Source organism: Amphibacillus sp. Q70 (genome assembly GCF_052055485.1).
Lineage (GTDB): Bacteria > Bacillota > Bacilli > Bacillales > Amphibacillaceae > Amphibacillus.
Genome location: NZ_CP197171.1, coordinates 2568967 through 2594192 on the forward strand (window position 1 = coordinate 2568967; position 25226 = coordinate 2594192).

Genomic DNA, 25226 nt, shown 5'->3' on the forward strand with positions numbered 1-25226 from the left:
AATAACAATAAATCTAAGCCAAAGGGCTAGTAATTTATTTCGGAACTCGATATATTAATAGTTATGAAAAAGAGATTTTGGGGAGGGGAGTAAAGATGGAGACGTTTAAAAAATTAAAGCAATTTTATTGGCCTTATAAAAAATATTTTATTTTTTCATTGTTTTTTGTCTTAATTGTGACTGCAATTACGGTTGTGTATCCTATTATTTTACAAATTACAATTGACGAGGTCATTTTAGAGGGAGATTATAGTTTAATTCCACTATTATCAATTGGATTTATCCTTATTATGATGATCAAAGGGCTTGCGAACTTTGGCCAACAGTACTTAGGTGATCGGTTTGGTATTCAATCTGTTTACCATTTGCGTGATACGTTATATAAGAAATTACAACGACTATCGTTTAGGTATTATGACAATGCGCGTACTGGTGATTTGATGTCACGATTAACAATGGATGTTGAAGGATTTAAATTTTTCCTCGCTGCTGGTTTAAAAGAGCTGATTCGTGTTATTTTTTTAATCGCGACAAGTTTAGCGGTGATGTTTTACTATTCAGTTCCACTTGCCTTACTTACTATGGCTGTTATGCCATTTCTAATCGTTGTTGTTAGGAAATTTGATCAACAAGTTCACCCTGCGTTTCGTCGCGTACGTAAATCATTAGGTAACTTAAATACGCGAATTCAGGAAAATGTGAGTGGGATGAATACAGTAAAGTCATTATCAAAAGAAGATTTTGAAATTGGACGTTTTACAACTGATAATGAACAATATCGAGAAGTTAATATAACAACATCTCATATCTGGGCTAAATTCTTTCCGTTTATGGAGTTAATCGGGAATATAGCGATGGTCTCATTGCTTATCTTTGGTGGCTGGCTCGTAATTAGTGGAGATTTGCACTTAGGTGAATTAGTGGCTTTCTTCAGCTTAGTTAATTACATTGTTGGTCCATTGATGAACTTAGGATTTATCGTCAACCAATTTTCACAAGCGAAAGCTTCTGGTGAACGTTTGTTGGATATTTTAGAAGCTGAAGAGGATATTGTTGATAATGATGATGCACTTGCAGTAGATCATATTGACGGGCATGTCAGATTTAATCATGTAACATTAAAGTATACTAAAGATGATGATCCGGCACTTAAAGAGGTTAGTTTTGAGGTGCCAACAGGTCATGTCGTTGGATTAATCGGAGCAACGGGTGCAGGAAAGTCAAGTATTACGCAATTGATGACGCGTTTTTATGAGCCGGCAGATGGTGAAGTGTATATTGACGGTAGATTGACGACAGATTATAATTTGAAATTTCTTCGTAGACAGATTGGTTTTGTTCTTCAAGAAGCCTTTTTATTTTCAACGACGATCAAAGAAAATATAGCCTTTGGTAATCCCGAAGCAACAATGGAGGACATTGTTGGGGCAGCTAAACGAGCACAAGCACATGACTTTATTATGGAGATGCCCAAGGGATATGACACGATGTTAGGTGATCGAGGAATGGGATTATCTGGTGGTCAAAGACAACGAATTTCGATTGCGCGTGCACTATTAATTGATCCAAGTATTCTTGTTCTTGATGATGCAACATCTGCGGTAGATATGGAAACAGAATTTAAGATTCAGTTGGCATTAAAAGAAGTCATGAAAGATAGAACGACATTTATTATCGCACATCGTATTTCATCATTAAAACATGCTGATGAGATTCTTGTTTTGGATGAAGGAGTTATTGTTGAAAGAGGAACACATGAGGAATTGTTGAAGAATGGTGGCCCTTATCAACGCATTTATGATATTCAATATCAAGACAAAGAAGCGATCACAGGAGCAATTTAAAGATTGAGAAAGGAGTGAGTTATTTGAGTCAACAAGAAGCTAGTCAGAAAAAAAATCCCTATGTTAATCGTTTTTACTATCCACAAGATGAAGCGATAGAGAAACCGTTTAACTGGAAGCAATTGTTGCGTATTCTAAACTATGTTAAACCTTATGCGAAAACATTATTACCAGCTGCTTTTGCTGCGGTATTTGTCAATATGCTTGTGCGATTAATTGTCCCAATTATTATTGGACAATATGTTATCGATCGTGCCATCGCCAATCAAGATGTTCGGCTGCTATTTTATTTAATTGTATTGGTTATCGGTCTTTATATAGCTAATTATATCGCCAACCATTTTCGGATTAAAATCGTTAATGTCTTGGGTCAAAGAACCATTTATGATTTAAGAAAGCAGCTTTTTACCCATGTTCAGTACTTATCCCACGATTTCTTTGACAGACGTTCAGCAGGCTCAATTCTTGTCCGTATTTTAAACGATGTAAACTCTTTACAAGAATTGTTCACAAATGGGATTATTAACTTATTAATGGATGTTTTTATGCTGATTGGAATTATTGTCATTCTAATATCATTAAGTCCACAGCTCGCTTTGGCAGTTCTGATTATTCTACCGATCATGTTCTATATTTCAACAAAATTACGTCGAAATATTAGGAGAGCTTGGCAAAATGTTCGGTTACAAAAGTCTAAATTAAATTCTCACCTAAATGAAAGTCTTCAAGGGATTCGCATTACCCAATCATTCTCACAAGAGGTTGAAAATGCTGAGTATTTTAATGGTGTAAATGAAGATAATTTCGAAGCTGAACGAGTAGCGATGCAAAAAAGTGCTTACTTTGGACCTTTCGTTGAAATGAGTAATGCGATTGGTACGGTTATACTCATTTCTTATGGCTCTTCATTAATTATTAGTGGAGCGATTGGGATCGGGACATTTGTATCTTTTGCTTTTTACTTAGGTATGTTTTGGGAACCCATCTCCCGTTTAGGGCAAATTTATAATCAATTACTCGTAGCTATGGCATCATCAGAGCGTATTTTTGAATTTCTTGATGAACGTCCTTCTGTTAAAGAGAAGAAAAATGCTAAAGTCCTTGATGATATGAAAGGTCAAATTATCTTTGATAAAGTAGAATTTTCATACGAGGAGGATAGAGTTGCTTTACATGAAATTTCTATCGAAATTGAGGCAGGGCAAACTGTTGCTTTAGTTGGTCATACAGGATCAGGGAAGTCAACGATAGCAAATTTAATCAGCCGATTTTATGATCCAACTAAAGGTGCTGTTCGTGTTGATGGTCATGATTTAAGAGATGTAACCTTGGACAGTCTGAGACATAATATCAGTGTTGTTTTACAAGATACTTTCATCTTTTCAGGTACAATTATGGAAAATATTCGCTTTGGTCGGCCAGAAGCCACTGATGATGAAGTGATTGCATCTGCTAAAGTTGTTGGTGCTCATGAGTTTATTATGCGATTGGCTAATGGATATGAAACAGAAGTAGAAGAAAGAGGGAGTATTCTTTCTGCTGGCGAAAGACAGTTGTTATCTTTTGCACGGGCCTTACTCGCCGATCCTAAAATATTAATTTTAGATGAAGCAACCGCAAGCATTGATACAGAAACTGAGATGAAAATCCAAGAGGCACTTCGTAAACTATTAAAAGGTCGAACGGCGATTATGATCGCACACCGGCTTTCAACTATTCGAGAGGCAGACAATATTATTGTTTTAGAGCATGGTCGTCTGTTAGAGCAAGGAAGTCACCAAGAATTAGTAGCTGAAAAGGGAGAATATTACGACCTTGTTAGATCACAGTTCGAAATGCTTGAAGAATTATAAGCTCAAAGTGGTTAAAATGGTTATTCATTTTAACCGCTTTTTTAGTGCCAGCTTAGCTATAAAAATTTGTCAAACAAGGTCGATTGACTAACTTCAGTAAGTCTAAGTTGTCAAAAGACTGGATTTAATTTAATATTGAAATAGAATAAATTGAATTTTCCGTTTGGTGGGAGGAAGCATATGAAAAGAGAGTATGCCGTTATTGGATTAGGACAATTTGGAGGAAGTGTCTGTCGTGAATTAAGTGAGGAAGGAATGGATGTGCTAGCGATTGATTTGTTAGAAAGCAAAGTTAGTGAATTCAGAAATATTGCCTCCCATGCAGTTATTGCAGATTCAACAGATGAAAAAGTATTAAAGGAATTAGGGATTCGAAATATTGATCATGTAATTGTTGCGATTGGTGAAGATATTCAAGCAAGTATTTTAACGACCTTGATTTTGAAAGAATTTGGGATTAAAAAAGTTACGGCAAAAGCACAGAATAATTATCATGAAAAGGTCCTCGTTAAAATTGGTGCTGATCAGGTGATTCATCCTGAGCGTGATATGGGGCGGAAAATTGCGCGTAGTATCATTTCTAATAATTTTCTTGATCATTTAGAGTTGTCCGATGATCATAGTATTATTGAAATTCAAGCAAGTAACAAGATGATTGGCCGAACATTAGTGGATTTAGATATTCGAGTCAATTACGGTTGTAACGTTGTAGCGATTAAATCAAATGCAACAAATGAAATGAATATCTCTCCATTAGCAACGGACGAAATTGAGTCGGGAGATATACTTATAATCATTGGAGCAGATAAGGATATTTCAAGGTTAGAAAAGAAATTAGTCATTGATGATTAAAAAACGACTTAAAATTACAAAAAAGAGGCTGGGACAAAACTCAGCTAAAATGAGAAAAGGGAATTCAGTAAATGCTGGATTCCCTTTTCTTATAGTTAAGATATAAATAGGTTCATCATGCTTTAATTAATTTAGAAGTTCTCCACTCTGGGTGGACGCTTTCCGCGGGATCGGCCTCAGCTAGCTAATAAAAACTTTACAAGTTTTTATTAGCGGATCTTCGGACACGATCATTCCCGCAGGAGTCGCCACCCGCCGTTTCGAACACTTGATGGGCGTTCTCTAAAAGTATCATAAATTGATTATTTTAATAAAAAATAGTAAACAAAAAGAGCTCCTTTTGGTAAAATTAAAGTATCGACACAATAATCTACGAAGGTGCTCTTATGTTTAAACATTATACCATAGATCAAGTGATTTTGCCTTTAGATTTAGAAATTAAATGACAAGAAAATGATATTGCCTTTGCAGTCAATGATTTAGTTGAAAGTATCCCAAATGAAGCCTTAGAAGTATTTGTGCGTAAAACAGCATGTCCAGCCTATCATCCACGTCTGATGATGAAAATCATTTTGTGTGCGTACACACAATCGGTCTTTTCCGGATAGCTATTCGAAAACAGATCATGATGCCACGTTTATGCGGATGAAAGATGACTACATGCAAAACGGCCAATTAAAAGCAGGGTATAATCTACAAATCGCAACAGAAGGCCAGTACGCTCTAACTTATGATCTCTTTCCAAATCCAACAGATACGCGAACGTTCATCCCGTTTCTTGATACGATTGAAAAAGACTACTTTTCATGACCAAAGTATATTGTAGCCGATGCTGGTTATGGAAGTGAACAAAATTATGATGATGTATAAAATCAACGAGAGCGCATCCCGCTTATAACATACAATCAATACCAGAAAGAAAAGAAAAGGAAATTTAAAGAAGATCCTTTTAATACTGCAAATTGGAACTATCATTCTGACACGCACTCTTTTGTTTGTCCAAATGACAAGCGATTAAATTATCTTTATGAATCAACCCGAACCGATCGATATGGTTTTAAACGGCAGTTTAAAGTGTATGAATGTGAAGATTGCACAGGATGTCCTTTCAGAGATTTGTGTACAAAAGCGAAAGCAGGGACCAACCGCAGACTATATCATAATGAAAAATGGGAAAGTCAAAAAGAATATGTGAAAGAAAAACTTTCAGATGAGAAAACAGGCAAGATCTATCGTAAACGTAAAATAGATGTTGAGCCATTCTTTGGATCCTTGAAAGCTAATTTGGGTTTCACTCGTTTATCTGTACGGGGAGAATCCAAGGCACATAATGAATTAGGATTTGCATTATTGGCAGTGAATTTAAGAAAATTCACTGCCAATAACCTTGAGAACCTTAGGTTCTCAAACAATCACATAAATAAAAAACAGTTCTGTTTACAAAAAATCCATAAACAGAACTGTTTTTTATTTCTTTGAGACTAGTTTTGTCCCAGCCTCTTTTAATTATACTTCCATAATAATAGGTAAGACCATTGGTCGACGCTTTGTTTTTTCAAATAAAAATGGCGCAATTGTATCTGTAATTTCATTCTTAATTTCTGACCATTGAGTTGTCTTACGTTCCATTACTTTATTAATGTGTTTAGACACTAGTTTCTGTGCTTCATTGATTAGATCTTCTGATTCGCGCATATAAACGAATCCTCGAGAAATAATGTCTGGACCGGAGGCGATTTTAAATTCTTTCATGTTAATACTGACGACAACAATGACAAGTCCCTCCTCGGAGAGGATCCGACGATCACGTAAAACAATGTTACCAATATCACCAATTCCACTACCATCTACATAAATCGTCCCGGCTGGAATTTTGCCAGCTACTTGTGCTTCATCTTTACTTAAGGCGAGTACATCACCATTATCCATAATAAAACTATGACTAGGATCAATATCACAAGCTTCTGCAAGTTTTGTGTGTTCTCTTAACATACGATATTCTCCATGGATCGGCATGAAGAATTTCGGACGTAATAAACGGAGCATTAATTTTTGCTCTTCTTGGCTACCATGACCAGAAGTGTGAATATTATTAAGAGGGCCGTGAATCACTTCTGCGCCAGCACGAGATAGCATGTCAATCATTCGACTCACGCTTACCGTGTTACCTGGTATAGGTGATGATGAAAAGACAACCGTATCATCAGGTATAATTTGAATTTGTCTGTGAGTTCCATTAGCTATTCTTGATAGAGCAGCCATTGGCTCTCCTTGAGAGCCCGTACAAAGAATCGTCACTTCATTAGCCGGTAAACGATTTATTTGGTGTGCATCAACAAATGTATCGTCAGGAGCAGTAATATAACCTAGCTCCCGGCCAATTGCAATGGCTCCTTCCATACTGCGACCAAAAACAGCTATTTTACGATTGTGTTTAACAGCACTTTCTACCATTTGCTGTAACCTATGAATATTGGAAGCAAAAGTGGCAAAAATTAATCGACCATTCACTCGACTATAAATTTCATCAATGTTTTCACCAACCACACGTTCAGACATTGTAAAACCAGGTACTTCACTATTCGTACTATCCGAAAGTAAACAGAGTACCCCTTCATTACCAATTTCGGACATTTTTGCTAAATTGGCTGGTTCTCCAACTGGAGTAAAGTCAAATTTAAAGTCGCCCGTATGAACGATATTTCCAGGAGGTGTTTTAATAACGACACCGTATGAATCAGGAATGCTATGTGTTGTTCTAAAAAACGTAACCGATGTTTTTCTAAATTTAATAACATCGTCTTCATGATAAGAGTGTAGTTTAGCAGTTCGCAATAAACCGTGCTCTTCCAACTTATTTTTAATTAAACCAAGCGCTAACTTACCAGCGTAAATAGGAACGTTTATTTCACGTAATAAATATGGGATCCCACCAATATGATCCTCATGACCATGGGTAATAAATAATCCTTTAATTTTATCTTGATTTTGGACAAGGTAAGTGTAATCGGGAATAACATAATCGATTCCCAAAAGTTCGTCTTCCGGGAACTTAATACCGGCATCAATTAAAATAATTTCATCTTGGAATTGAATGCCATAGGTATTCTTACCGATTTCACCTAACCCTCCAATAGCAAATACTGCGGTTTGATCATTTTTAACAAATTTCATTTTCTAGTTATTCTCCACAATAAAATCTTCGGATTGTTTTTCATAGGCAAGATGTTCATCATCTAATGGTTGGATATATTCAATATTAATTTGGCGGTCTTTTAGTGCTTGCCTAACTTGTCGTTCATTTTCAGCTTGGTAGTATAGTGTTTGTGTGTTTTCTCTAACGGGTACTTCATTTTCTTGTTCTTGATAAAGTATTTTAAAAATCATTCAATCTCTCCTTCAATTCTTTCTTTTTTTACATAGCAAATAGATTCCTTTGATGCACTAGCTGGAATAACGCTGGTTGGTATTAAGCATTCGTGACACGATCCTGTTTTAACAATTTTTTCAACTTTTTTCGAAGCTTTTCTTTTAGCCGTCTTAACATGGTTTAAACAGCCCCTTTCAAAAAGCTAATATCATCCGATCCGATCCTCTTATTTATAGTATAGTATGAATTGGCAAGTTTGGAAACAGAAACATTTAAAATTCCTTAAGCTCTACATGTTAAATTATATTTTTCACCTAATAGAACAAAGATATACATGGACTTAGTGTTTAAAACAGTTATTTATCTCCCTGAAGATCACATGGTTTGGCATTTTCAGGAATCAGGAAAGGATCCTGTTTATCAATATGGTCATAGAACATAATGCCATTAAGGTGATCAAGTTCATGCTGAAAAACAACAGCTGCATAGCCACGCAAGCGTAGTTTAACTTGTTGTCCGGCTAAATTTGTAGCGGATATTGTTACTCGAGCATAGCGCGAAACATATCCAGGCACTTCTCGATTAACAGATAAACAGCCTTCACCATTAGCAAGAAAAGTTTTTTCAACTGAATGACTAATAATTTTCGGATTGAAATACCCATCACTATAAGTATTTCCTTGTAAATCTTCAAAATGTACAGCGAACATTCGTTTAGAAATCCCTAATTGTGGTGCTGCAAGGCCGACACCTGCACGTAAGTTATATTTTTCAGCTATTTCTTCATCTTGACTATTTTTAAGAAACTGAAGCATGTTTTCTAGTGTTTCTTTATCCTCTTTATTGGGTGGGAGCATGACTTCATTAGCCACCTGCTCTAGGACAGGATGTCCTTCGAGAATAATGTCTTTCATTGTAATCAAATTTTATTCACTCCTTCATTGGTGCCTGTTATTCAACTAAGAATAATACCACGTCCATTTATTCCTGTAGATTAGTTTAACATATTAAATCAAAAAGAGCATAATTTAAAAACCAATATAAAATTTCTTTCTTTTTTAAGTTAATGCTTCAAGTTACTCTTTTAATTGTGTTATACTAATTTAAAATATGTCAAATTGCAACAAAGAGAAACAATGAATGGAGGCAAGAAAGTGCGTTTTAAATCGATTATTATATTATTATTAAGTGCTTTATTGTTAGGGGCATGTTCAGGTTCATCTACAGAAGAGACTATGTATGAACACATGGAGGAATCTGTGAAATTAGAGAATGAATTTGTGGAACAACAACAGCCTCTTAGCGAATTGGAGCAAGAAGAACAAGACTTATATCAGGAAATCAGTACATTAAGTATTGATGATTATGAGCAAATAAATGACTTAGCGGAACAAGCGATAGAATCCATAGAATTAAGAAGAGAACATATTGAAGCTGAGATAGAAAGTATTGAAATGTCAAAGGCTGAATTTGATGAAATTAAACCGTTAGTTGAAGAATTAGAAGACGAAACACTACAAACACTTGCAACTGAAATGACTGAATTGATGGAAGAAAGATATGAGGCCTTTTTAACTTTACACAGTGCCTACCAACAATCTTTGGATTATGATGTTGAGTTGTATCAATTATTATCAAGAGAAGATTTAGAAGAGCCTGAGTTTACGGAACAAATTGAAAAAGTAAATGACCAATATCAAGAAATAATTGATAAAAATCTGGATTTTAACGAGGCTACAGATGCATTTAATGAGAAAAAAAGAGAGTTTTATGAGCAATCTGATTTAAATATAACATATGAATAAAGTGATACTTTATCACAGATAACCGTCCGTAAAACTCGGGGCAACAATGGGTTTCGATGGGGCGAGTAACCACAGTCCCACGAAGTTGGTCACGCAGGCGTTACCCACACGATGTGGTGGTTTTAGCCTGTGGTCCTTCGAATAGGGAAAGAAAATGAATCTATAATAGGCGGGAGATCAGGTGAGCTAATGTCCTGATTCACTCAACTAACAAATGTTTTCGGTGGGGCGAGTAACCGCAAATATCTTCGGTGGGACGAGTAATCGCAGTCCCAGTCCCAGTCCCAATCAGTGGGAGAAGAGTGAAAACTCCCACTGATTGAAGTTTCGCTTTATTTAGCGGAATAAGTGTGTTCGATTAATAATATGGTCTGTTAAATCAGACCATATTTTTTTCGAATTGATTGAATGAAAGCGGTTATTTATTGATGTTTTGTGCTTATATTATAAAAGAGTGGAAGTACTAATACACAATTAGATCTATAATAGTACAGTTTGATAATAATAGTGAAACAGTTCACATTTTTTGTTTTTTCTAAACTAAAAGGTTGAATATTTTTTAAGTTGTTTAAGCAAAGTGATTGACCGTTGTTTCATAATAGGCTAAACTAAGATTAGAAAATAAATTGTACTAATCATTATTCGCTTTTTCATTATAACAGTTTAATCTTTTGCTCAAAAAAGATTAAAATAGGAGATGAAAGGGTATTGTAATGGTAGGTGCTATTTTACTTTTTTAAATCATAGCTGATTTAATAAAAAAAAGAAAAAAACAAGTAGGAAAGGGTAGGTGAGTCTTTTGAAACGTACTAAAGAAGTAATTGCAGAGCAATTTAAAACGTTTCAAATTCTGGATGAAGAAGGTAAGATCGTAAATGAAGAAGCGATGCCGGAACTTTCAGATGATGAATTAAAAGAATTAATGACAAGAATGGTGTATACGAGAATTTTAGATCAACGCTCAATTGCATTAAACCGTCAAGGGCGTTTAGGTTTTTATGCACCAACAGCTGGGCAAGAGGCTTCACAACTAGGTTCTCAATATGCTTTAGAAAAAGAGGATTTTGTTTTACCAGGATACCGTGATGTTCCACAATTAATTTGGCATGGTTTACCCCTTTATAAAGCTTTCTTATTTTCCAAAGGACATTATGTTGGAAATCAAATGCCAGATGGTGTCAATGCTTTAAGTCCTCAAATTATTATCGGTGCTCAGTATGTTCAAGCTGCTGGTGTAGCACTTGGTATTAAAAAACGTGGCGATAAAGCTGTAGCTATTGCTTATACTGGTGATGGCGGGACTTCTCAAGGTGATTTCTATGAAGGCATTAACTTTGCAGGTGCCTTTAACTCACCAGCAATCTTTGTCGTACAAAATAATCATTTTGCTATTTCTACCCCTGTTGAAAAACAAACAGCTGCTGAGACATTGGCACAAAAAGCAGTTGCGGCAGGTATTGAAGGTATCCAAGTTGATGGTATGGATGTTTTGGCTGTTTATGTTGCAACAAAAGAAGCGCGTGAACGTGCAGTAAACGGCGAAGGACCTTCATTAATTGAAACCTTAACCTATCGTTATGGTCCTCATACAATGGCTGGGGATGATCCAACTCGTTATCGTACAGAAGATCTAGATAGCGAATGGGAAAAGAAAGATCCACTTGTTCGTTTCCGTAAATTCCTAGAAGACAAAGGGATATGGTCAGAGGAAGAGGAAAACAAAGTGATTGAAAAAGCCAAAGAAGAAATTAAAGCTGCGATTAAAGAAGCAGATAATACACCAAAACAGAAAGTGACAGATTTAATTGGTAATATGTATGAGACACTTCCTGCTAATTTAGAAGAACAAATGGAAGAATATAAAGCAAAGGAGTCGAAGTAAATCATGGCTCAAATGACGATGATTCAAGCAATTACTGACGGGTTACGTACCGAATTAAAAAAAGATGAAAGTGTACTGGTTTTTGGTGAAGATATTGGAAAAAACGGCGGTGTTTTCCGAGCTACAGAAGGCTTGCAAGATGAGTTCGGTGAAGATAGAGTTTTTGATACACCATTAGCTGAGTCAGGTATTGGTGGTTTAGCCTTTGGACTAAGTACTCAAGGTTTCCGCCCAGTTCCAGAAATTCAATTCTTCGGCTTTGTTTATGAAGTTATGGATTCAATTAGTGGTCAAATGGCTCGTTTGCGCTATCGTTCAGGCAACACAATGAATGCTCCGGTCACAATTAGAGCACCATTTGGTGGGGGTGTAGCAACACCTGAATTACATGCTGATTCACTGGAGGGTTTGATGGCCCAACAACCTGGTTTAAAAGTGGTTATTCCTTCAAATCCATATGATGCAAAGGGTCTACTTATTTCCGCTATTCGTGATAATGATCCAGTTATTTTCTTAGAGCATATGAAATTATATCGTTCTTTCCGTGAGGAAGTTCCTGAAGAGGAATATACAGTTGAATTAGGTAAAGCTAAAGTTAAGCGTGAAGGTACTGATGTTACCCTGATTGCTTACGGTGCTATGGTTCAAGCTTCAATAAAGGCAGCAGAAGAACTAGAGAAAAATGGTGTCAATGCTGAGGTAATCGACTTGCGGACGATTGCTCCGTTAGATATCGAAACAATCGTAGAATCTGTTAAGAAAACAAACCGCGTGGTTGTCGTTCAAGAAGCGCAACGTCAAGCGGGTGTTGCTTCACAAGTTGTCGCTGAAATTCAAGAACGGGCTATTTTACATTTAGAAGCACCTGTTTTACGTGTAACAGCGCCAGATACTGTTTTTGCTTTTACAGCAGCAGAACAAGTTTGGTTACCCAATCACAATGATATTGTTGAAAAAGTAAACGAAGTTATTAACTACTAGGAAATAAAAAGACCAGGGAGGTAAGCGATAATGGCATTTGAATTTAAATTGCCTGATATTGGTGAAGGTATCCATGAAGGCGAAATCGTCAAGTGGTTTGTTAAAGCTGGCGATGAAATCCAAGAAGATGATGTGCTATGTGAGATTCAAAATGATAAAGCAGTTGTAGAAATCCCATCTCCTGTAGAAGGAACGGTTAAAGACGTTCACTTTTCTGAAGGTGATGTTGCGACTGTTGGTGAAACAATTATTACCATAGATGCTGAAGGATATGAAGATGAAGGTAGTGACTCTTCGGCTCAAGATGAACAAGAAGCAACCCAATCAGAACCCGAGCAAACGCAAAGCTCTGACAGCGGTAAAGGTGTCTTTGCCTTTAAATTACCTGACATCGGTGAAGGTATCCATGAAGGTGAAATCGTCAAATGGTTTGTTAAAGCTGATGATGAAATAAAAGAAGATGATGTCCTATGCGAAATTCAAAATGATAAGGCAGTTGTAGAGATCCCATCACCAGTTGAAGGAACGGTTAAAGAGGTTCATTTTTCTGAAGGTGATGTTGCGACTGTTGGTGAAACGATTATTTCTATCTATGCTGAAGGATATGAATCTGAGGAGGAAGAATCAGCCCCTGCTCAAGAAGAGAAAACGGCAGAAAAAACTACAGAGAAAGCAGAAAATGAATCTGTTGATGAAGATACGAATAAACGCGTGATTGCCATGCCTTCTGTCCGTAAATTTGCTCGTGATCATGATGTGAAGATTGCAAATGTTAAGGGTACTGGTAAAAATGGTCGTGTACTTAAAGAAGATGTCGAAGACTTTATCAATGGTAAACAAAAAGATTCTTCACAAGCAACGGCAAAAACAGAGCAAGCTGAAAAACCAGCTACTGAAACAAAAGCAGAAGCTAAAAAAGCAACAACTAAGACAGCAACAGGTGATCTTCCAGAAACTAGAGAGAAAATGTCAACCATTCGTAAATCAATTGCTAAAGCAATGGTTAACTCTAAGCATAAAGCACCTCATGTTGTATTACATGATGAAGTGGATGTGTCTGAACTTGTTGCACACCGTAAGAAATTCAAGCCAATTGCTGCAGAACAAGATATTAAGTTAACGTATCTTCCATATGTTGTTAAAGCATTAGTTTCTGCACTGAAAAAATACCCAATTATTAATGCGTCAGTTGATGATGAAACTGAAGAAATCATTTACAAGCATTATTATAATGTTGGTATTGCTGCTGACACGGAAAAAGGTTTACTTGTACCAGTTGTAAAGGATGCAGATAAAAAGTCTATCTTTGATATTTCTAAAGAAATCAGTGAATTAGCTCAAAAAGCTAATGATTTTAAACTTTCGCCAGATGAAATGTCAGGAGCATCAAGTACAATATCAAACATTGGATCAGCTGGCGGGCAATGGTTTACACCAATCATTAACTACCCTGAAGCAGCTATCCTTGGAATTGGTCGAATTGCTGAAAAACCTATTGTAAAAGATGGGGAAATTGTAGCAGCACCTGTATTGGCACTTTCATTAAGCTTTGATCACCGTATCGTTGATGGTGCAACGGCTCAATTTGCATTAAACCAAGTGAAACGTTTATTAAACGATCCACAATTAATTATGATGGAGGCGTAATCGAATATGGTAGTAGGAGATTTTCCAATTGAATTAGATACACTAGTAGTTGGCGCAGGACCTGGCGGCTATGTAGCCGCCATCCGTGCTGCTCAAACGGGTCAAAAAGTAACAATTGTAGATAAAGGTGCTTTAGGTGGAGTCTGCTTAAATGTGGGCTGTATTCCATCAAAAGCATTAATTGAAGCAGGTAATCACTATAATGATGCTAAGCATTCAGATGAAATGGGAATTACAGCTGAAAATGTAACCGTTGATTTTGCTAAAGTCCAAGAATGGAAAGCTGGTATTGTTAATAAACTAACATCAGGTGTAGAGGGTTTATTAAAAGGCAACAAAGTTGATATTATTAGTGGTGAAGTTTACTTTGTTGATAAAAATACGGTTCGTGTCATGGATGAAAAGAGTTCTCAAACTTATATTTTTAAGGATTGTATTGTTGCCACAGGTTCAACACCAATTGAAATTCCATCCTTTAAATATTCAGAACGAATTCTTGATTCAACAGGTGCCTTAGCACTTAAAGAAATTCCTAAAAAATTGATTGTTATTGGCGGAGGATATATTGGTACAGAGCTAGGTGCTGCCTATGCTGATTTCGGCACAGAAGTTACTATTTTAGAAGGATTGGATGAAATTCTAGGCGGATTTGAAAAAGATATGACTTCAATTGTTAAGCGTCATTTGAAAAAGAAAAATGCTAAGATTGTGACGAATGCAATGGCGAAAAGCTCTGAATTAACAGATAATGGTGTTAAAGTAACTTATGAAGCAAAAGGGAAAGAAGAAACTATCGAAGCTGACTATGTATTAGTTACCGTCGGACGTTATCCAAACACTTCTGAAATTGGCTTAGAGGAAATTGGAATAGAGATGGATGATCGAGGCTTAGTTAAAATTGATAAACAGTGTCGCACGAGTGTAGATAATATTTTCGCTATTGGTGATATTGTTGCTGGTCCACCACTTGCTCATAAAGCTTCTTATGAAGGTAAAATAGCAGCTGAGGCCATTGCTGGAGAGAAATCAGAAATAGATTATAATGGCATTCCAGCTGTTGTGTTTGCTGATCCTGAGCTTGCTTCAGTTGGTTATACTGAGAAAGAGGCTAAAGAAGCTGGTTATGACGTTAAAGCATCTAAATTCCCGTTTGGTGCAAATGGTCGTGCCCTTTCCTTGGGAAGTAAAGATGGATTTGTTCGTTTAGTCACTCGTAAAGAAGATGGGCTGCTATTAGGTGGTCAAGTTGCTGGTACAAACGCAAGTGATATTATTTCTGAAATTGGTTTAGCTATTGAAGCGGGTATGTCAGCCGAAGATTTAGCATTAACTATTCATGCTCACCCAACTCTAGGTGAAATTGTTATGGAAGCTTCAGAAGTTGCAGTAGGCCGGCCAATTCATATTATGTAATTTTTTGAAAAAACACCAGTTATTCTTTAGGAATCACTGGTGTTTTTTTATCATTAAATCATTTATACTAATTAGTAGAAAAAATAATAAGGGAGTGCGGCTGATGAAGTGGAGAAAGCTAATGATAATATTAAGCTTTTTCTTAATATTTATCTTATTAGGTTGTCAAGAACAAGCAGAAGAACCAAACCATGATGAAGAAACTGAAGTAAATGAAGACGATCAGGAAAGTGATTATGAAGATCCAGAACAGGACACGGATGATTCAACAGAAACTGATTTAGATGAAAATATTGATGAGCAGGAAGATGAAGAGACGGAGCCATTGTATCAGATAAATCAAACGAGTTGGCGTGTAGAGCCGATATCAGATGAGACCAATAGTAAAGTCGCTTTACTAACTATTGATGATGCAGTAGATGAAAATGCACTGGATATGGCTCATACCTTAAAAGAACTTGATGCACCAGCAATCTTTTTTGTTAATGGTCACTTTATTGAAACGGATGAAAAACAAGAAATGTTAAAAGAAATTCATGAGATGGGATTTGCCATTGGTAACCATACCTATACACATCCAAATCTTCAAGAAATATCCGAGGACGAGCAGAGAAAAGAAATTGTTGAATTAAATGATTTAATTGAAGAAATTATTGGAGAACGTCCGAAATTCTTTAGAGCACCACATGGGGCAAATACAGATTTTTCTTTTGAGATTGTAGAACAAGAAGAAATGGTTCCGATGAATTGGACATATGGTTATGATTGGGAAGCTGATTATATGGATTCTGAAGCTTTAGCAGATATTATGGTTAATACAGAATATTTAACTGATGGTGCTAACCTGTTAATGCATGATCGGGATTGGACAGCGGGGGCCTTGGAGGATATTGTTACAGGCCTTCGAGATAAAGACTATGAACTTGTTGATCCTCATTTAATTCAAACCATTTCTGAATAAGGTTAGGGAGGTAGAATACTTATGGATTACCACTATCCCATTGATTCAAGCTGGTCTACTGAAGAGACAATCATTGTTGTAGAATTTTTAGCATTAGTTGAAAAAGCCTATCAGGGCTCGGTTTCAAGAGCAGAGTTGTTAAATCAATATCGTGCCTTTAAAGAAATTATTCCAAGTAAAAGTGAGGAAAAGACGATTGGCAAAGAGTTTGAACAAGCATCTGGCTATTCATTGTACCATACTGTAAAAAAGGCTAGAAATGGAGTCAGTGAGCAAATAACAATGCCATAGTTAGTTATTATAGAAGCTGTTGCACAATGAATAAGTTGTGCAACAGTTTTTTCTTTCTCAATATTGGAAGTTTGATACACTCTATTCAATTTTTTAACCTGGAATTTTGCTTGAAATGTAGGTTAGAAAGGTTATACCAGACATTTTGGCTTGCGATTTGATGTGAAATGTTTGATAGAAGACCTCTATTCGACATTTTGGTTTAGAATTTCATATGCAATGTCTGATAGAAGGCCTTTATTCACCATTTTAGTTTGGGCTTTCACTTAAAAAGTCGGATAAAAGTGTTCTATCCGACTTTTCGACTTGCAATTTCAATCAAAACATTGGATAGAAGCTCTACCCAATTTTACTAAGCGGAAGTTAAGATGGTGAATTAGCTTCGATATTCACGTAATGGTTACTGTACCATAGATTTAATGACACAAAAAATAATACTTGACTAATCGTAGGAAAGAATTTGGAATAGAACAAAAAGAATTATTCTAAACATGAACAGCCGTGATACAAGGGAGAAAGGTCGCAGTTGAGATATGCTCTCCTCTTTCTCTAGCCACGAAATGCGATCTCGTGGCTTTTAATAACGATTTGACACTCTCTATTTGGTGAGTGAAAGTTAAGTTATAAAAGAGCGACTGATATCCAAGTTAATTGAATATCAGTCGCTTTTCTAACGGTTTATTTACTGTTGGTTTAGCCCACTTAAGTTCAAAAAGCTCAATGAGCCAAATAAGGTAAGCGATCATCAATGCCTTTTATTAATGGTGTCTGCTAGAACATGCTGATTTTGACCAACTTTTAATTAAGCAATCGCCTTTTTACCCAGCTGGTACAACGGAATTAGCTGATCGTAGCTCTCTTTTATTAAATCCATCAGTTCATGACCTGATAATTGTGTGGCATTTTCTTTAAAAATGTATTTCCCAATTAATAATTCAGCTTTCTTTACATCTCTAAAGCGTTGAATATTTTGAGAAGTTAGCTCATTGATAGGAATTGAATCTTTTTCCATATGATTAAAAGAAATAATAAAATCATCAGTTAACTGCTCGAAGATATCGATCTGATTCAAAAATTCTTGTGCAATTTTTTTCTTCTCTGGTAGTTCATAAATAAAAGCCAACCAAATAAATAGCCGATCATCAAATAAGCCAACCTGAAAGTGGGGGTGTTTTTTGTAACCACGCTTATTGTCTGCAATGGCCAACCACGTATCTTTGGGTGGGTTGACAGTTCGACGCGCATGCTTGGCTATGTGTAAATACATTTCATTACCTAATTTCCCCGCTAGATAGTCTGTTAATTCTATGCCGATCGTTTTAAATTTCGGTTGAATATGTTCTTGAATTGCTGTCATTCTATTTGATAATCCTTCAAGATGAAATGTATCAAAGTCTTGATTGGTGAATTTTGGCATTATCATTAAATCATCCCTTTCATCTCTATTTTTAAAAGTGTTTAGACGAGGAAATTCAAACTTGCTTTTCACAAGCTCTTAAATCAAAATCCTGAATGATGAATAGTTTGCCCATTAAATAGTTGTATATTGTTCTCAGTGGCTATAGATTCTCTTTATATTTTAACATATGAAATATAAAAATTTGCTTTAGACGCATTGAGATGAAGATTTTTATCACAGATAACTGTTCGTAAAACTCCCACTGATTGAAGTTTCGTTTTATCTGAGGGAGTTGGATTAGGAGCTAGCTTTTTGGAAAAAATCAGGAAATTATCTCTAGAATAATTATATCGTGGTAAAAAAAGAAGCCGAACCATTATTGAATATATGGATCGACTTCTTTTTTTTCTTCGTATAAATGAAACTTACCGGTAGCATGTCTTATCTTTGTGTTTTTGCCAATTCGTTCATCGCATGTAGGACATAAATATAAATGCTTGCGTCGATTACGGAGGCGTTTTGCTAACGGTGAGTTATAGTCAATGTGATTAACTTCATCACAAATTGGACATTTGACATCCATTACGCTCACCTCAAATGACTAATAGAAAAATTGGATCGTTAATAGTTTAACATATCTTTTTAACAATTGATAATTTAGTTAGAAATAGTTTGAATAGATTAAAAATAGGGGATAATTTTTATAACAATATATAAGAGGTGTTTTCATGAAGAAAAATATTTTTTTAGTGCTTATAGCAGTAGCTGCATCCTTTGTTAGCTTTATATTAGTGGGTAAAAATAGCTATAAAAAGATTCCCATGAAACCAAATAATGTAAAGCATCCCATTCAATTACGGAATAAAAATTACTTTCCCATTCAACAGGCAGGTGATCCTTTGAGTGATGATCTGGAAAATTCTAAAATGATAAGTGAGGGCTCACAATATGGTGTTGAATATTATAATCGGGTAAGGCAATAAATTGAATTAATGTTTTTTTTGTTATTTGCATTGGTTATTTGAGCTAATTAAATCTGGTCTAGTATTGGTTTGACTTGCATTTTTACTGATTAAGCATTAATATGAAGGAAGGAATGATTGGAGGAGGGGATTTAAAATTGATGCAAGAAGCCATAGTAACCCATGCTAATAAAGCCTATGCCCTTCTAAAGGCTGATGCTGATAAAATCTTGAAGCTTATTCAAGTGCAAATGGACAATTTAACAATGCCCCAATGCCCTTTATATGAAGAGGTTTTAGATACGCATATGTTTGGTTTATCTAGAGAGATAGACTTTGCGGTAAGATTAGAATTAATCGAAGAAGAAGAGGGCAAGGCATTACTAGATGATTTAGAGAAACAGCTTAATTTAATTCATGAGAAGTCTCAACAGTCTTAAATGCTGTTGTTCTTATTTTAAACATCAAATTTTTATATGAATAGATGAAAAGGAGCTATTACAAAATGTATGTGTACATCTTGTGATAGCTTCTTTTCGTGTGTTAACTGCCCAGTCAGTCATCTTTTAATATCCATTTAGGAGAATCTATAAGCTTAGCTGCTATTCAAAAAAGTTAAGTAAGATCCAAATGAGGTGCTTCAATTCGAGGTTTTAAGCAAAATCACAAGTCAAAATGTCGAATAGGGGGCACATTTATCCGATCCGATGTTTGACTCAAATATTCAATTCGCAAAGTTGGGTAGAAGGTTTCCAACCTAGCTCTAATCCCACAAAGAAAAAGAGCTGTTGCCCAACTTCATGGTGTAACAGCCTTCTTTGTACATACTTAATTTAATTGGCATGATTATATCTTAAAGTTAAAGTTAATAATTCCAACTTCTTTGGCGGAAGTGAAGATAATAACGGCAATCGGACCAATAATAAATCCGAAGAGACCAAATAATTTTAAACCTATGTACATTGAAATTAAGGTTGCTAAAGGAGAAAGGCCCATTTGGACACCCATGACTTTTGGCTCAACCGTACGTCGAATAGCTAATAAAATGATTGCTAAAACAGCTAATTGGATTCCCATAAACGTAGATCCTGTTAAAAACATATAGATCGACCATGGAGCAAGAATAATGATTGAACCGATAATGGGAACAAGGTCAATAATCCAAATAATGAGAGACATAATTATCGCATATTCAGGGAGAATGATAAATAATCCAATCAAGGATACTGCGAAAATGATTAAACTGACTAAAAGCTGCCCTTTTAAGAAGCCAAGACTCACATGCTTTAATCGAGCTGTCATAAACTGAATTTTTTCTGCACTAGCCTCGGTAAAGAGATTATAGAAATGACTTGTTAAAATTGGCAATTCAAGCATAAATAAAAATAGTGCGATTAAATAGACCAAGAAGCTAACGATATAATTTGGTATCGTTGCAACAATGGCAGCAACTTTACCAACTTGAAAGGTTTCTCTGAGTATACTAGTTAATGAATCTACACTACTCCTAATCCCGGCATTCACTTCATTAACAAACTCATTAGGCAAATCAATCATAAATCGCTCTAGAGCATCACCCCAATCAAGCAACAAGCGATTGATTTGAACAATATATTCAGGAATATTTTCTGCTAAAGAGACTAGCTGTTTAATGACACTTGTCACAGTAAAGTAGCCTAATAAGCCTAATAAGATGATGAAAGTTAAATAAATAAGGATAACACTTATTTTTCGTCCTAATTTAAACCGCTTTTCGATAAAACGAATGAGTGGATTTAACATCAACGCTGAAAAGAAGGCGATAACTAAAGGTATTGAAATGGGTAAGACAAAGAAAAAGAAGAAGAGTGAAATGATGATTAAAAAGATAAATGTCCAATGTTTTTTAGTTAATAAACGTGCCAATTACGATCCCTACTTTCAATTGAAAAGAAATAATTTTCCTTATTGAAATATACCATGTTTTAAAGTATTTTAATAGTTATTTTGCCTATAAACTTTAATAATGAAAAACATAAAATTAGACTATTTTGCTCATACTATTCATTGTAGACAAAAAAGTCTTAAAATAACGATAATGGAGGTTTTTTAATCTTGATGAAAGTAAAAGATATTATGTCAGATCATCTAGTTTGTAGTCGGGCAGACGACACGCTTGCTAAAGTTTCAGAGCTAATGGCTAATGAAGATGTAGGTGCAGTACCTATATGTGATGATCAACATCATTTATTAGGGATAGTTACAGATCGCGATTTAGTCATCAGAGGATATGCGCAAGGTAAGGACCCGGAGGAAAAGGTTGAGCAATGTATGACAGAAGATATGATTACTTGTGAAGAGGATATGACTGTTGACAAAGCAGGTGAACTGCTGAGTAAGCATCAAATTCGGCGTTTGCCGGTTGTGAGAGGTAAAGAAATAATTGGAATTGTTTCATTAGCAGATTTAGCTAATGAACAACATTCAGATCATATTGCTGCAGAGGCACTTGAGGATATTTCGGAACAAGATCATTTTCATTAATTATCTGATTAGTTTTAGACTTAAAGACTGACCAAAAGGTCGGTCTTTTATTGACAGATAGGATAAGAAAAATTAAGACACTTGGTAAAAGACGAGTGTTGTTATTTGGAGTGTGTTTTTCAAATTGAGATGGGTTACATTAATGGTAAATATGACATAGATTATAATAGAAAAACAATAGGAGGTGAGCGAACATTGACTGAATCAAAACTCCATCCAGATGTTAAGAAATTCAAAGTATTTGTAGAGAAGCACCCTAAAATTATTCAAGAAGCAAGATCTGGAAAACATGATCTTAACTATTATTTTAAACATTATCAAAAGTATGGAGAAACAGACTCATTTTGGGATCCATTTATTGAGGATGAAAAAGAGAAAAGTAAAAAATCAGAAAATGAAAACAAGAAAAGTTGGACTGAGCAACTAAAAGGATTGGTAAGTAAAATTGAATTTGATCAGATTGAACAACATTTAAAGCAAGCAGACTCGGCTATTGGTGAACTAAAAAAATTACTTAACCATTTTTCCGAAATACGTGGTAATCGAACACAATCGCCGCAATCATCACAATTACCCCAATCACCGCAACTACCTCAATCACCTCAACCACCAATGAGTAGAATGAATCGACGTTTATTTTAATGATCAAGCTTTTTTTTTATTAAATAACTGATATAATATGTTTAATGGAGGTGACCATCATGTTAGCTACAGTAGAAATTATTAATATATTAGATCTAACAGATGAATTATCAGAGATGATTATTAATTCAGAGCAAATGATGCATTATATAGATAAAAAAGAACAACTAAAACAAGATCAAGAGGCACAGGCATTACTTAAGACTTTTGAGCACAAAAAGGAAGAGTATGAAGAAGTACAGAGATTTGGCCGTTATCATCCGGACTATCGCAAAACAACAAAAGAAGTACGATTGATGAAGCGCGAGGTAGATATGCTTGAACCTGTTGCACAATTTAAACTAGCTGAACGTGAGTTTCAAACATTACTAGATGATATTAGTGAGAAGATAGCTTTTAGTGTCAGCAAACAGATTATGGTGCCGCGTGATGGTGCTCTATTTACTGAAGGTGGCTGTAGTCATGGTGGAAGTTGTGGCTGTAGCGCATAAAAAAGATTTGCTAGGCTAAGGGTTGGAGTGAGGAAAATTATGATGAGAACAAAACGACAGGGACTGATTATTTGGTTCCAGCATATGAAAAATATCAAACAAATAAAGCGTTATGGTCATTTAATTTCAGTATCACGGAAATTACGTTATGCTTTAATATATGTTGATCAAGATCAAGTTGAAGAGAAAGCATTGAAATTAGAGAAGTTACCCTTTGTATCTAAAGTCGATTTATCATATAAACCATTCATAAAACAAGAATTTGATAATGCAAAAGTTGATGAAGCTAAGGAATATGATTATAAAATGGGAATTTGATTTTAAAGAAAGTTTGAAAGATAGAGCAAAAGTGTAGTTGCTCAAAGCTAGACAACTTGGGGAGCTACTGATGAGGTCAAAGAAATACGCTGGTTTTAGAAAATTAATGTTGGTTTATCATAAGAAGATTGTTAAATAAATGAACTATGTTCCCAAATTTTTATCCTTTCATAAATAAAGAAAAAGCCTGCAGAATAGTACTCTGCAGGCCCTTTTTAGTTCAAGATTATGAACTAAAAAGGCAAAGGGAGAGGAGAAACCGGAAAAAGCGCCTATGGGGAAACGTAGGCTCCTTCCGTCTTCCTGAAGTGATGTTATGCTTAACGTCACTTCATTAGCTAAGTATGACCATATAATATAAATAATATTCAACTATAATGACTGTTTAAAATTTAATCGCATATGGTTTTTCAATTTTTTTTGTGATAATATTAGGTGCAATTGAAAGCCATAATTGGTGAGCTATATGATGAGGTGATAATTTTGCGAGTCATATCTGGTGAATATAAAGGACGCTCGATTGAAACAGTTTCAAATAAATTAACAAGACCAACTTCTGATAAAGTTAAAGAATCATTATTTAATATTATTGGTCCTTTTTTCAGCGGTGGTCATGCTTTAGACCTTTTTGCAGGAAGCGGAAGCTTAGGTATCGAGGCGTTGAGTAGAGGCATAAGTCAGGTAGTCTTTGTTGATCAACAAATGCAGGCGATTCAAATGATAAAAAAGAATTTAACTAATCTAAAATTAGTTGATCGAGCTGAAGTTTATCAAAATGATGCACTTAGAGCATTGAAGGCACTTGGGAAACGGGAATTAAAGTTTGATATTATATTTCTTGATCCTCCTTATAAAAAAGGGCTATATGGGCGATTGCTTGAGGAAATTAACAAGCAACCCATCACACATTTAGACACGACAATTATTTGTGAACATGATAGTAGTCTGACTTTACCAGAGACAATTGCTACATTTCAACAAGTACGTACTGAAAAATACGGTAGCACAACAATGATATCTTTTTACAAAAGGAAGGATGATGACAATGAGTAGATTAGCTATTTGTCCAGGTAGTTTCGATCCTATTACATATGGCCATCTGGATATTATCGAAAGAGCAGCAAAGGTTTTTGATCATGTGATTGTCGCTGTTTTTCACAATGAATCCAAGTCACCGCTTTTCTCGATTGATGAGCGAATGGAGTTAATTGCCGAGGCAACGAAACATCTTAATAATGTGTCTGTTGATAGTCATAGTGGTTTATTAATGGACTATGCCAGAAAAAAGAAAGCTAATGCTTTAGTAAGGGGACTAAGAGCGGTTAGTGACTTCGAGTATGAATTACAGATTACCTCGATGAACCGTAAACTTTATGAAGAGATTGAAACCTTTTATATTATGGCAAATAATAAGTATTCCTTTCTCAGCTCAAGTGTCGTAAAAGAAGTTGCTAAGTTTCATGCGAATGTGACGGATCTTGTTCCTGAAATTGTTGAACAAGCACTCAAAGAAAAATTTAAGCAATCCTAATTTGTTCTCATTGAAAAGGTAAGCGAGCATTGAAAAGTGCCCCAGCTTTCCTTTAGTTCATTTTAGAGTGATAAAATGGTGCTTACTGTAAAAGGGAAAACTCATTTTGATAAAATTTCTATTGACTGTTTACCTTGTTTGTCCCCATCCTAACTATATTGGCTGAGGAGTGACGTAATACTCTCAACAACAGAGAATAATTCAAACCCAATGCTTTACTGAAATAAAGATCTTCGATTAACACCAGCGTGTCCTGAAAAATTTCGACGAGATATGTAAACATACTATGGAAGTCATGCAACAAAGCTGTGATGAAGTTGAAATTGTGAAAAATAATAGGTAAATGCTATAAAATCCTTTTATCTGACTTTTGTTAGTGTAAGTATAAAAATTGAAGGATTCAAAAGACTCATGAACTAAGTTCCTATTCTCAATGAGAATTGTAGAAGCCAACCTATCTA

General features: G+C 35.4%; 24 protein-coding genes and 1 pseudogene. 19 read left to right on the plus strand and 6 right to left on the minus strand.

Features of this window, described 5'->3' with window-relative positions; translation table 11 throughout:
* Positions 1 to 95 precede the first annotated feature (95 nt).
* The 4 genes and pseudogenes from ACS127_RS11375 to ACS127_RS11390 all read left to right on the plus strand — a co-directional run bounded on the left by ACS127_RS11375 (position 96) and on the right by ACS127_RS11390 (position 6069).
* The gene (locus ACS127_RS11375) at positions 96 to 1844 is read left to right on the plus strand and encodes an ABC transporter ATP-binding protein (RefSeq protein WP_440895164.1); all 1749 of its coding nucleotides are present in this window, start codon (positions 96 to 98) and stop codon (positions 1842 to 1844) included.
* 23 nt (positions 1845 to 1867) lie between these two features.
* Positions 1868 to 3697: an ABC transporter ATP-binding protein gene (locus tag ACS127_RS11380; RefSeq protein WP_440895165.1), complete on the plus strand. Its 1830-nt coding sequence runs from the start codon at positions 1868 to 1870 to the stop codon at positions 3695 to 3697.
* Positions 3698 to 3877: 180 nt separating this feature from the next.
* On the plus strand, positions 3878 to 4549 hold the full coding sequence (locus tag ACS127_RS11385; protein WP_440895166.1) for a potassium channel family protein: 672 nt from the start codon (positions 3878 to 3880) through the stop codon (positions 4547 to 4549).
* A 386-nt stretch (positions 4550 to 4935) separates the two neighbouring features.
* Positions 4936 to 6069, plus strand: a pseudogene (locus tag ACS127_RS11390) (transposase).
* Here the strand turns inward: ACS127_RS11390 and rnjA are convergent.
* The 3 genes from rnjA to def form a co-directional block, all read right to left on the minus strand.
* Positions 6056 to 7723: a ribonuclease J1 gene (gene rnjA, locus ACS127_RS11395; RefSeq protein ID WP_440895167.1), complete on the minus strand. Its 1668-nt coding sequence runs from the start codon at positions 7721 to 7723 to the stop codon at positions 6056 to 6058. The pseudogene ACS127_RS11390 and the gene rnjA overlap by 14 nt on opposite strands.
* Before the next feature lie 3 nt (positions 7724 to 7726).
* Positions 7727 to 7936, minus strand: coding sequence for a DNA-dependent RNA polymerase subunit epsilon (locus ACS127_RS11400; protein ID WP_440895168.1), 210 nt, complete (start codon positions 7934 to 7936; stop codon positions 7727 to 7729).
* Positions 7937 to 8275: 339 nt separating this feature from the next.
* Complete coding sequence (def, locus tag ACS127_RS11405) at positions 8276 to 8842, minus strand: peptide deformylase (protein ID WP_440895169.1); 567 nt, start codon at positions 8840 to 8842, stop codon at positions 8276 to 8278.
* A 231-nt stretch (positions 8843 to 9073) separates the two neighbouring features.
* Between def and ACS127_RS11410 the strand changes: the two genes are divergently transcribed.
* The 7 genes from ACS127_RS11410 to ACS127_RS11440 all read left to right on the plus strand — a co-directional run bounded on the left by ACS127_RS11410 (position 9074) and on the right by ACS127_RS11440 (position 16899).
* Positions 9074 to 9724 carry a YkyA family protein gene (locus tag ACS127_RS11410; RefSeq protein ID WP_440895170.1) on the plus strand — a complete coding sequence of 217 codons (651 nt, stop codon included), beginning with the start codon at positions 9074 to 9076 and terminating at the stop codon, positions 9722 to 9724.
* 799 nt (positions 9725 to 10523) lie between these two features.
* A complete protein-coding gene (gene pdhA, locus ACS127_RS11415) occupies positions 10524 to 11606 on the plus strand; it encodes a pyruvate dehydrogenase (acetyl-transferring) E1 component subunit alpha (protein WP_440895171.1) in 1083 nt (360 codons plus the stop codon).
* Positions 11607 to 11609: 3 nt separating this feature from the next.
* On the plus strand, positions 11610 to 12587 hold the full coding sequence (locus ACS127_RS11420; protein ID WP_440895172.1) for an alpha-ketoacid dehydrogenase subunit beta: 978 nt from the start codon (positions 11610 to 11612) through the stop codon (positions 12585 to 12587).
* Positions 12588 to 12617: 30 nt separating this feature from the next.
* The gene (locus ACS127_RS11425; protein WP_440895173.1) at positions 12618 to 14234 is read left to right on the plus strand and encodes a dihydrolipoyllysine-residue acetyltransferase; all 1617 of its coding nucleotides are present in this window, start codon (positions 12618 to 12620) and stop codon (positions 14232 to 14234) included.
* Between the two features lie 6 nt (positions 14235 to 14240).
* Entirely contained in the window at positions 14241 to 15647 is a 1407-nt protein-coding gene (lpdA, locus tag ACS127_RS11430) for a dihydrolipoyl dehydrogenase (protein ID WP_440895174.1), read from the plus strand.
* Between the two features lie 103 nt (positions 15648 to 15750).
* Positions 15751 to 16608, plus strand: coding sequence for a polysaccharide deacetylase family protein (locus ACS127_RS11435; RefSeq protein ID WP_440895175.1), 858 nt, complete (start codon positions 15751 to 15753; stop codon positions 16606 to 16608).
* Between the two features lie 21 nt (positions 16609 to 16629).
* Positions 16630 to 16899 carry a UPF0223 family protein gene (locus ACS127_RS11440; RefSeq protein ID WP_440895176.1) on the plus strand — a complete coding sequence of 90 codons (270 nt, stop codon included), beginning with the start codon at positions 16630 to 16632 and terminating at the stop codon, positions 16897 to 16899.
* Positions 16900 to 17701: 802 nt separating this feature from the next.
* On the opposite strand, the gene ACS127_RS11445 is transcribed toward ACS127_RS11440, so the two are convergent.
* Together ACS127_RS11445 and ACS127_RS11450 are read right to left on the minus strand one after the other, a co-directional pair.
* Positions 17702 to 18322: a YktB family protein gene (locus tag ACS127_RS11445; protein WP_440895177.1), complete on the minus strand. Its 621-nt coding sequence runs from the start codon at positions 18320 to 18322 to the stop codon at positions 17702 to 17704.
* Between the two features lie 352 nt (positions 18323 to 18674).
* Complete coding sequence (locus tag ACS127_RS11450) at positions 18675 to 18881, minus strand: YlaI family protein (protein ID WP_440895178.1); 207 nt, start codon at positions 18879 to 18881, stop codon at positions 18675 to 18677.
* 145 nt (positions 18882 to 19026) lie between these two features.
* Here ACS127_RS11450 and ACS127_RS11455 point away from each other — a divergent pair, with 145 nt between their 5' ends.
* Both ACS127_RS11455 and ACS127_RS11460 read left to right on the plus strand, forming a co-directional pair.
* Positions 19027 to 19281: a hypothetical protein gene (locus ACS127_RS11455; protein ID WP_440895179.1), complete on the plus strand. Its 255-nt coding sequence runs from the start codon at positions 19027 to 19029 to the stop codon at positions 19279 to 19281.
* 140 nt (positions 19282 to 19421) lie between these two features.
* Positions 19422 to 19700 (plus strand): YlaN family protein, encoded by a 279-nt coding sequence (locus ACS127_RS11460; RefSeq protein WP_440898122.1) that lies wholly within the window; start codon positions 19422 to 19424, stop codon positions 19698 to 19700.
* 406 nt (positions 19701 to 20106) lie between these two features.
* Here ACS127_RS11460 and ytvI read toward each other — a convergent pair whose 3' ends face one another.
* Positions 20107 to 21165: a sporulation integral membrane protein YtvI gene (ytvI, locus tag ACS127_RS11465; protein ID WP_440895180.1), complete on the minus strand. Its 1059-nt coding sequence runs from the start codon at positions 21163 to 21165 to the stop codon at positions 20107 to 20109.
* A gap of 192 nt (positions 21166 to 21357) precedes the next feature.
* Between ytvI and ACS127_RS11470 the strand changes: the two genes are divergently transcribed.
* The 6 genes from ACS127_RS11470 to coaD all read left to right on the plus strand — a co-directional run bounded on the left by ACS127_RS11470 (position 21358) and on the right by coaD (position 24765).
* Positions 21358 to 21783: a CBS domain-containing protein gene (locus ACS127_RS11470; protein ID WP_440898123.1), complete on the plus strand. Its 426-nt coding sequence runs from the start codon at positions 21358 to 21360 to the stop codon at positions 21781 to 21783.
* A gap of 195 nt (positions 21784 to 21978) precedes the next feature.
* Positions 21979 to 22425: a spore coat protein YlbD gene (gene ylbD / locus ACS127_RS11475; protein ID WP_440895181.1), complete on the plus strand. Its 447-nt coding sequence runs from the start codon at positions 21979 to 21981 to the stop codon at positions 22423 to 22425.
* 59 nt (positions 22426 to 22484) lie between these two features.
* Positions 22485 to 22916, plus strand: coding sequence for a YlbF family regulator (locus ACS127_RS11480; RefSeq protein ID WP_440895182.1), 432 nt, complete (start codon positions 22485 to 22487; stop codon positions 22914 to 22916).
* Positions 22917 to 22958: 42 nt separating this feature from the next.
* On the plus strand, positions 22959 to 23234 hold the full coding sequence (locus ACS127_RS11485) for a YlbG family protein (RefSeq protein WP_440895183.1): 276 nt from the start codon (positions 22959 to 22961) through the stop codon (positions 23232 to 23234).
* A 483-nt stretch (positions 23235 to 23717) separates the two neighbouring features.
* Positions 23718 to 24287, plus strand: coding sequence for a 16S rRNA (guanine(966)-N(2))-methyltransferase RsmD (rsmD, locus tag ACS127_RS11490; RefSeq protein ID WP_440898124.1), 570 nt, complete (start codon positions 23718 to 23720; stop codon positions 24285 to 24287).
* Positions 24280 to 24765, plus strand: coding sequence for a pantetheine-phosphate adenylyltransferase (gene coaD, locus ACS127_RS11495; RefSeq protein WP_440895184.1), 486 nt, complete (start codon positions 24280 to 24282; stop codon positions 24763 to 24765). Before rsmD ends, coaD begins: the two co-directional genes overlap by 8 nt.
* Positions 24766 to 25226 lie beyond the last annotated feature (461 nt).